The organism is Pseudomonas sp. CFBP 13710, assembly GCF_014842235.1.
GTDB classification, from domain to species: Bacteria; Pseudomonadota; Gammaproteobacteria; order Pseudomonadales; family Pseudomonadaceae; genus Aquipseudomonas; species Aquipseudomonas baltica.
In genome coordinates, this window is sequence record NZ_JACYVJ010000030.1 from 1 (window position 1) to 657 (window position 657).

General features: G+C 67.4%; 1 protein-coding gene. It reads left to right on the plus strand.

Annotation, left to right across the window (positions count from 1 at the left end):
- The coding region (locus IFT44_RS21030) for a hypothetical protein (RefSeq protein ID WP_192176524.1) at positions 1–657 on the plus strand (657 nt) is incomplete at both ends.

The following is a 657-nucleotide window of genomic DNA, read 5'->3' on the forward strand; positions in this document are numbered from 1 at the left end:
TTCGCCCGCCCTGGCCTTGACCGTGGTCGGCGCCGGCGCCTCGCTGCCCGCGCCTACCTTCAGCCCGGCGTTGAAACCTGGCGACGTGCTGGACCCCGCCGACCTGGCTACGGGCGGCATCACCGTCAAGGTCACCGTCGGCTCGCCGTTGTACGTTGGCGGCAAGGCGCGGCTGCACTGGGAGGGCTCGAGCACGAGCATCAACCCGCCGGTGGAACTGCCCATCACTGCGGTAGGGGATTTGAGCTTCTGGGTGGACAAGACCCGCTACGTGGACCCCAACCTCAATGGCTCGGTCAACGTGTGGTACGAGCTGATTCCCAGCGCGGGAGCCACGGGCGTTTCCGACAGCGTGCTGATCTCGGTGCAGGATGCCGCAAGCCAGACCTGGCCGGCGCCGCAGATCCACGACTCGACCGGCGCACCGGTTACCTCCTGGAGCCCTGTCAGACCCGGCACCACACAAGCCAACACCGCGAACTTCGTGCTGCGCGATACGCGCCTGCGCGTAGGCGATAGCGTCATGCCGTTCTGGCGTGTGGCGGGGAATGCCGACCAGGCGATCCCGCCCATCACCGTCAGCGTTGCGGGTGAAGCACAGGGGGCTATTCCTGCGCCGATTCTGGCGGCTTCGCTGGGCAAGACGGCGGAGGTGTT